Genomic DNA, 8,262 nt, shown 5'->3' on the forward strand with positions numbered 1-8,262 from the left:
AGGAGCTAAAGCGCGATGACGATTCAACCCAATCTCATCGCGCTTTAGATCAGCAAGCCGTGAAAACCCTGATTGATGTGGGCTGTCAGATTTTCGACGGAGATACCGAGCATGTGTGCCTCGTCGACTTGTGCGGTCGGAGTGGAGGGTAGACTGTAGAAGGCCCCTCCCGCGGTTTCGCCCGGGTGCGAGAGCGTCGGATCGACTAGGCCCTGAGATCCCGAGCTGAACGTAGAGAAGTCGAACGAACCCGCTGAGGTCTGCGCGGACGTCGGCGGCGACGATGTGGGAGGCGAGCCGCCGGAGTTCGCGGGCCCCGGCGCCTGCGTGGAGACCAGTGTCGCGCTCTGGCCCTGACCGGACGCGGGTGAGGAATGAATTTGCGTCGCAACGGCGGGATGGGCGGCATCGATCTCGACGTTGACGGCGTCGCCGGCCGCCGTGCCGTTCAATTTGACAAGGTCGACCCAATGCGCGGTCTGGCCGGCGGTCGCCGTATTGACTTGCAGCGTCGCCGACGTTCCGCCGGCATCTTCCGTCACCTTCACCAGCGAGGCGATATCCGCATGCGTGATCGTCGCTGCCGAGAACCACGACGTGAGGTCGATGGTGTCGCCGCCGGCTGCGCTGTAATCGGTGATCTGGTCGATCTTGAGCGCAGACGCAGTCGTGTCGGTCGGCGCCGACATATCGAACACGAAGCGATCCGCACCGCCGCCGCCGGTCAGGATGTCCTGTCCGGACCCGGCATGCAGAATGTCGGCGCCCGGGCTGCCGATGATGTGATCGTTGCCGCCGTCGCCGTTGATCGTCACGCCGGTGCCGTGAACGAGATTGATCGGCACGGTGTTCACGGTATCCGTGGTCCCGTCAGAGACGGTGAACGTCAGATCTGCCGAGGTATCGGCGCCGAGATCAAGCGGCGCGAACTTCAGGCCCGCGAACTGCGCCGCGGTCAGGATCGCACCGGCCGCCACCAGCGTGCCGTCGGCATATTCCAGCGTGCCGTTGCCCGGCAGCGACGTGATCGCGACCGTGTCGCCGCTGGCGACGGGATCGAGGTTGAGGCTGAACGCAGATGCGCTGTCGGCGGCGAAGATCGGATCGCCGGGCGCCTTGACGCCGACCGGGATGGTCAGGGTCGACGACGTCGCCGTGCTGGTGACGTCCCCGGTGGACAGTGTTGCGGTGTCTGAGGCGACCGCGGTGACGCTGAGCGTGAAGTTTCCGCTATATCCCGCCGGCGATGTCATCGTCAGCGGCGTCGTTGCAAGGCTTACGATGTCGGCTGCGTTGTCGATCACCCAGGTTCCTGCCGTCGCGCCCGCGTGTCCGACCGAGAAGCTGAAGGTCCCCGAACCGGTCGGGATCCCCGACAGGTCGATCTCCTGGATCACCTCCAGGCCGCCGTTGGTCTTGGTGGTCCCGGCCGAGCCGGTGACCAGCGCACTGATGGTGTCCAGACTGACGGTGCCGTTCTCCGGGCCGTCGCCGGGAATCGAGTAAGTGCGCGCGAAAATGTCACTTTCGGTCGAGCCGGTCTGCTGGCTGGTCCAGACGCTCACAAGCTGGCCGCTGTTCAGGACAGCGGTTGGGTCGTGATCGAAGTTGGGAGTTTGCTCCTGCGATCCGGCCGTGGTCTGGTTGATCAGGAAGGCGCCGCCGACCTTGTTACCGTTGGCGTCGTACCGCTGCCCAAGAAGATCCTCATTGCCAGCGTTCTCGTCGGTGTCCCAGGTGACGAAGAAGCCGCCGTCGGGCAGTCCGACGATGCTCGAGGAGGACTGCGAGCCGGCGGTCGCCGCCGAGTTGACAAGAATTTCGCCGGTTACCGCGGTGCCGCTGGCGTTGAAGATGCGGGTATAGATGTCCATCCCGCTCGTGCCCGAGACTTCATTATTAGACTCCCACGTGATCGCGAACCCGCCATTGGCGAGGGCCGTGACCGAAGCGACGTCGCGTTCGTCCCCGGTCGAGGTGTTGGCCATCGTCGGGCCGCCGATCGCCGCGCCCGTGGAACTGTAGACCTGGTAGAACACGTCTCGCGTCGTGGCCGTGTTCGTCGCGCTGTAGTCCCAGGTGACGACGAAGTTTCCGTTGCTCAGCACCGTGATATCGGGATCTTCCGAGACACCCGCCGCGGACTGGCTGGCCTGGAATTCGGCGAGGCCCGACGTCGAGCCATCCTGGTGAACCGGGTTGCCGTTGGCGTCGAAACGCTGGAGCTCGATCGTGGACTGGTTGCTGCCGGTCACGTCTTCCCAGGCGACGACGAAGCTGCCGTTCGAGAACACCGCAGCTGAAAGGGGACCGACCCCGACGTGGAGGTCGCTGGAGGCCGGGCTGATCCGGAAGGCCGAGACCTCCGTGGCCCCGGTCGAGGAGAGGATTCGGCCTTCGATGGTCTCCGTGCCGGTGGCGGCATTGCTGACCATGTCGACTTCAAGGAAGCCTCCGGCGTAGGGACTGCCCGTCGGCATCCCCTTCAAAGCCGCTCCGCCGGCGGAATAGGTCAGCGTGTCCGTGGAATCGAATGCGATGTGGAAGTCGTTGCCGATCGGCGTTCCCGACGCATTGTAGATACGCGCGTCGAGGGCGTCGTTCTGCGTATCCTGCCAGGCGACGACGTAACCGCCGCCCGAGAGCGCGGTCACCGTGCCGCTTTCCTGCGCGATCCCACTTCCGGTGGTCGTGTTGACCTGATGCTCAGCCGTCGCCGCTGTCGGCTGCAGGCTGCCTTCCGAGATGGTCGGCGTGTTGGCGACCGGAGCGACATCGATCGCGAAGGTTTGCGTCGCCGAGGTGTCGTTGCCGCCGTTCGCGGTGCCGCCGTTGTCCTGGGCGTCGATCGTGATCGTCGCGGTGCCTGCGTAGCCCGGGACGACGGTATAGGTGAGTGTGCCGTTGGCCGAGATGGTCGGCGCGACCGAGAACATCGAGGGATTGCTGTCACCGGTGACGTTGAAGTGCACCGTCTGCGCGCTCTCGCCCGCGGGCCCCGGCGAGATGTTGGTGACGAAGTTCGCCACGCTGACGCTTTGCGCCGACGTCGTCTCGTTCGATTCCGTCTCATTGGCCGACAGCGTGAAGCTCGGCGGCTGGTTGACCGATGTGACGGTGATGCCGACGGTGCTGGTGGTGGTGTGCGGGCCGCCGGTGCCGGTATTACCGAGATCGTCGGTGGCGATGGTGAGCGTGTCGCTCCCGCTGGTGCTCGTGGTCGGGGTGTAGACGAGCCCGGCGAGCGCGGCGTTGACGTTGGCCTCGGTGCCGGTGAGCTCCACGGTGCCGGTATTGTTGCCCGTGATGGTGAGTCCCGAGGTTGCACCCAGGGCCAGCGTGCCATGCAGGACGGTGAGGGTGACCTGAAGGTTGCCGGTGCCGACATCGACGTCGTTGACCGATATTGCATTGCTGTTGGCAGTGCTGAAGGTCAGCGGCTGATTTTCGAGGATCGTCTGGGCACCCGGAACGGTGTTAACCGGCGGATTGTCGACCGAGACGACCGTGATCGTGTCGGTTGCGGCTGTGCTGTCGACGATGCCGTCACTGGCGGTGATCGTGACGGTGCGGGGCGAGGTGGACGGGTTCTGGCTGGTGTCGAAGTAGGTGATCGATTCGAGCGCCGCCTGATAGTTCGCGACGGTGTCGGTGCCGGTCAGTGTCAGCTTGCCGTGAACGGCATCAAACGTTCCGGTGATATTTGCGGTGTTGGTGAAGGCAAGCACGTCCTCGCCGGCGACGTAGTTGCCGGTGATCTGGATGGTCGCACTCGCCAGCGTGGCCGAATCGGAATCGGTCACCGTCAGCGTCGGGTCGATCGCGGTCGGGGCCTGCGCCTCGGTGTAGTTCAGCGTATGGCCGGCGGTGATGACGGGCGGTGCATCCGGAGGCCCCACCGTTTCGGAGTTTGAGGTGCCGGTGATGGCAGTGTTGACCGTGTCGGTTGCCGTGATGGTCTGACTGCCGACGGTGTCGAATGTCTCGCTGAAGGTGCCGGTGCCATTGGTCAGCGTCATGTCGGCCGGCAGCACGGCCAGGCCGTCGGTCGAGGTGAAGTGCACCGTGCCGGTGTAGTCGGTGACGACGTTGTTATGGGCATCGAGTGCGGTGACGGTTCCCGTGCCCGGATTTTCCGCCCGGCCGTTGGCGGGGATGGTGACCACGAAATGCGTGGCCGGGCCCGGTCCTACAATTTCTGTATTCGACGTACCGTTGATCGCGCTGACCGTGTCGGTCGCCGTGATGGTCTGGCTGCCGGCGGTATCGAAGGTCTCGCTGAAGCTGGCGGTGCCATTGGTCAGCGTCAGGTCGGCAGGCAGCACGGCGGCGGCATCGGTCGACGTAAAATGCACCGTACCGGTGTAATCGGTTACGACGTTGTTATCGGCATCGAGTGCGGTGACGGTGCCCGTACCTGCCGTGCCCNCGCCGTGCCGCTGGCGGGGAGACTGACCACGAAGTGCGTGGCGGGGCCCGGTCCTACAGTTTCCGCATTCGACGTGCCGGTGATGGCGCTGTTGACCGTGTCGGTCGCGGTGATGGTCTGGCTGCCGGCGGTGTCGAGGGTCTCGTTGAAGGTAGCGGTGCCGTTGGTCAACGTCATGTCGGCCGGCAGCACGGCCTGGCCGTCGCTGGAGGTGAAGTGCACCGTGCCGGTGTAGCCGGTGACGACGTTGTTATGCGCATCGTAGGCGGTGACGGTGCCCGAACCGGCCGTGCCTGCCGTTCCGCTGGCGGGGAGGGTGACCACAAAGTGCGTGGCGGGACCCGGGGCTACGGTCTCCGTGTTCGACGTGCCGTTGATGGCGCTGTTGACCGTATCGGTCGCCATGATGGTTTGGCTGCCGGCGGTTTCGAGGGTCTCGTTGAAGGTGCCGACGCCATTGGTCAACGTCATGTCGTGCGGCAGCACCGCGTGGCCGTCGGTCGAGGTAAAGTGGACGGTGCCTGTGTAGCCGGTCGCGACATTACCAAAGGCATCGAACGCGGTGACGGTGACCGTGCCCTGCGTCCCCGCCGTGCTGCTGCCAGGGATGCTGACAACAAAGTGCGTGGCGGCACCCGGGCCGACGGCTTCGGCATTCGACGTGCCGGTGATACCGGCGCTGACCGTATCGGTCGCGATGATGATTTGGCTGCCGAGGGATCTGAATGTCTCGGCGAAGGTGCCGGTGCCGTTGGTCAGCGTCATGTCAGCCGGTAGCGTGGCGCTGCCGTCGCTCGACGTGAAGTGCACCGTGCCGGTGTAGCCGATCGCGACGTTACCGAAGGCATCGAGCGCGGTCACAGTGACCGAACCCGCTGTTCCCACCGCGCCGCTGGCCGGAATGGTGACCGCAAAGTGCGTGGCGACGCCCGGCGTGACCGTCTCCACATTCGACGTGCCGTGGATGGCGCTGTTGACCGTATCGGTCGCGGTGATGGTCTGGCTGCCGGCGGTGTCGAAGGTTTCGCTGAAGGTGCCGGTGCCGTTGGTCAACGTCACGTCGGCCGGCAGCACGGCGTGTCCGTCGCTCGAGGTGAAGTGGACGGTGCCGGTGTAGTTGGTGATGACGTGGCCCACGGAATCGAGGGCGGTGACGGTGACTGTGCCCGGCGTCCCCGCCGCGCCGTTGGGCGCGATGCTCACGGCAAATTGCGACACCGCGCCCAGAGTGACACCGATCGTGAAGGTTTGCGAGCTGCTCAGCGTGCCGTCGCTCGCCGTCGCGGTGACGGTATAGGCGTGGCCCGGTGCGGTCGCGTAATTGAGCTTGCTGCCATCGGCGACGGTGATGACACCCGTCACCGCATTGATGGTGAAACCGCCGCCCGAACTGTCGCCGGTCAGGCTGTAGGTCACCGGATTCATATCTGTTGACGATGCGGTGATGCCGACAAGCGTGCCGGCCTTCGCGCCTTCCGCCACCTGGTTCGGCGCCGCGTTGCTGTCGACCGGTGTCGACGGTGCGACGTCGGTGACGGCGATGGTGAAGTTCTGCGAGCTCGTCACCACGCCGTCATTCGCCTGGACGGTGATGGTGTAGGCGTGACCGGGGCTGGTCACGTAATTGACCTTGCTGGGGTCGGCGACCGACACCACGCCGGTGTTCGGATCGATCTTGAAGCCGCCGTTGGAGGTATCGCCAATCAGCGAATAGGTGACGGGATTGCCGCCGCTGCTGGTGGCCTGCGCGGTGAGGTTGACCAGCGTGTTGACGGCAGCGCCCTCGCTGACGGTGATATTGCCCGAATTGGCATCGACCGGTGTCGACACCGAGTCGGTGACCGGTGGCCAGGGGGTGCCGGGAGGGCAGCCGAGATAGAGATACTGCAGGCCGTATTGCGCGACGAATGCATCTGCCGCGGAATCCAGAACGATATGTCCGGTCGAATCGAGCTGCAGTTCGGGCCGGGTTATACCACCGATTGTATAGGCAGGTATGGTCGTCATGGTAACTCCAGCGACCGGTGCGAAACCGGTCAATAACTACACTTGTCAGGAAACATGACGTGTGAACCGGTTCACACGCTGGGGTTGATTATTTCTGCTGCGGGCGGATGGCTCAGAGCCGATCGCGATACAGGCAAGCCGCGTTATCGGTGGAGACACGGGGTCTGCGAGTTGAAATGCACTTCCCATTACGAAGTCGCCTCAGTACGCCGCGACCGAAGGTCAATGAATGTTCGAGAAAAATGCGGCGGCCAGCAAAATTTACGCTTTGGCAACCATGACCGTATTGGCGATATTCCGAGGTGTCAACGTGCGTTCGGCCTCCGGCGTACAAGTAACCTTGATGCCGCCGCACAGCGGGAGGTAGAGCGCTGCGATCGCGCGGTTTTCGCCGTCTTGTAACAATTGGATGTCAGGGTACTCGCCTTCTGATTGTTTCGTCGCGGAAACAGACGAGCCGGCTCGCCGATGGCGTAAGGGATCGCTCAGCGATACGCCAGCCATTCTTACCTTTTGTATCGCCGACGGCGCCATGTCGCCGTCGTAAGGCTTTCAGAATTCGAAACTATTTGCTTGATCGGGACCAAGTCTTGAACAGACTGAGGAGCAATCACATCTGAGGCGTCCGCCGCGGCGACCTTGCGGCAATCTACTTTCGTCGAATCACAGCAATTTTATTTGCGACGTTCGAGTCTTTGGGGAGACGGAATGAGTGCGACTGACAAAGCGGAGCATCCGGCTCCGGCGACCCGACTCGATTGCGGTTCGTTTCGCCGCTTTGCACGATGCGGCCTTGCGCCGTTCGGCCTGCTGTTCGCGCTGGCGCTCGGCGGCTGCGATGACAAGGCACAATCGCAGGCGGCCGCGCCTCCGCCGCCGCCCGTGACGGTGGCGCAGCCGGTCAGGCGCACGGTGACCGACTGGGACGAGTTCACCGGCCGCTTCGAGGCGATCGAGGAGGTTCAGGTCCGCGCCCGCGTCGGCGGCTTCGTCAACACCGTCGAGTTCAAGGACGGCGCGATCGTCCATGCCGGCGATCTGCTCTACACCATCGACCCGCGCCCGTTCGAGGCGGTCGCGCTGCAGGCAGAGGGGCAGCTTGCCGATGCGCGCGCCAAGGCGGAGCTTGCCAAGCGCGAGCTCGACCGTGGCTTGAACCTGGTGCAGACCAGTGCAGTCTCCGAGCAGGTCGTCGACCAGCGCCGCCAGGCCTTGCAGGCGGCCCACGCCGCCGAGACGCAGGCCGAAGGCGCGCTGAAGGCCGCCCAGCTCAATGTCGAATTCACCCATGTGCTGGCGCCGATCACCGGCCGCGTCAGCCGCCATCTGGTGACCCCCGGCAACCTCGTGCAGGGCGCCGACAGCGGCGCGACGCTGCTGACCTCGATCGTATCGCTCGATCCGATCTACATCTATTTCGACGTCGACGAGGCGACCTATCAGCGCAACAGCAAGCTCTGGTTCGAAGGCAAGCGGCCAAGCTCGCGCGACACGCCGAACCCGGTGCAGGTGTCCTTGACCGGCGAGACCAAGCCCTCCCATGACGGCACGATGGACTTCCTCGACAACCGCCTGGACGTCTCGACCGCGACGCTGCGCAGCCGCGCCATCATCCCCAACAAGGACCTCTCGATCCTGCCCGGGCAATTCGGCCGGGTCCGGATCATCGGCTCCGCGCCCTACGAGGCGCTGCTGGTTCCGGATGCCGCCATCGTCACCGACCAGTCGCGCAAGATCGTGTTCGTGGTCAAGGACGACAACACGGTGGAGGCGAGGCCCGTCGTGCTCGGGCCGCTCGATGACGGCCTGCGGGTGATCCGCGAAGG

3 protein-coding genes are annotated in these 8,262 nt (G+C 64.5%); 1 reads left to right on the forward strand and 2 read right to left on the reverse strand.

Annotated elements, in window-relative coordinates:
- Positions 1-44: 44 nt before the first annotated feature.
- Together AS156_RS46195 and AS156_RS42555 are read right to left on the reverse strand one after the other, a co-directional pair.
- A complete protein-coding gene (locus tag AS156_RS46195) occupies positions 45-4,019 on the reverse strand; it encodes a beta strand repeat-containing protein (protein ID WP_430641835.1) in 3,975 nt (1,324 codons plus the stop codon).
- Positions 4,020-6,697: 2,678 nt separating this feature from the next.
- The gene (locus AS156_RS42555; RefSeq protein WP_136626608.1) at positions 6,698-6,940 is read right to left on the reverse strand and encodes a hypothetical protein; all 243 of its coding nucleotides are present in this window, start codon (positions 6,938-6,940) and stop codon (positions 6,698-6,700) included.
- A 204-nt stretch (positions 6,941-7,144) separates the two neighbouring features.
- Between AS156_RS42555 and AS156_RS36245 the strand changes: the two genes are divergently transcribed.
- On the forward strand, positions 7,145-8,262 hold a 1,118-nt coding region (locus AS156_RS36245; protein WP_066500219.1), incomplete at its 3' end, for an efflux RND transporter periplasmic adaptor subunit.

The organism is Bradyrhizobium macuxiense, from assembly GCF_001542415.1.
Taxonomy (GTDB): domain Bacteria; phylum Pseudomonadota; class Alphaproteobacteria; order Rhizobiales; family Xanthobacteraceae; genus Bradyrhizobium; species Bradyrhizobium macuxiense.

Bases quoted from the DNA above. Each gene is read 5' to 3' on its own strand.
- AS156_RS46195 (WP_430641835.1), bottom strand. From the start codon at position 4,019: ATGACGCTGACCAATGGCACCGGCACCTTCAGCGAGACATTCGACACC.
- AS156_RS42555 (WP_136626608.1), bottom strand. From the start codon at position 6,940: ATGGCTGGCGTATCGCTGAGCGATCCCTTACGCCATCGGCGAGCCGGC.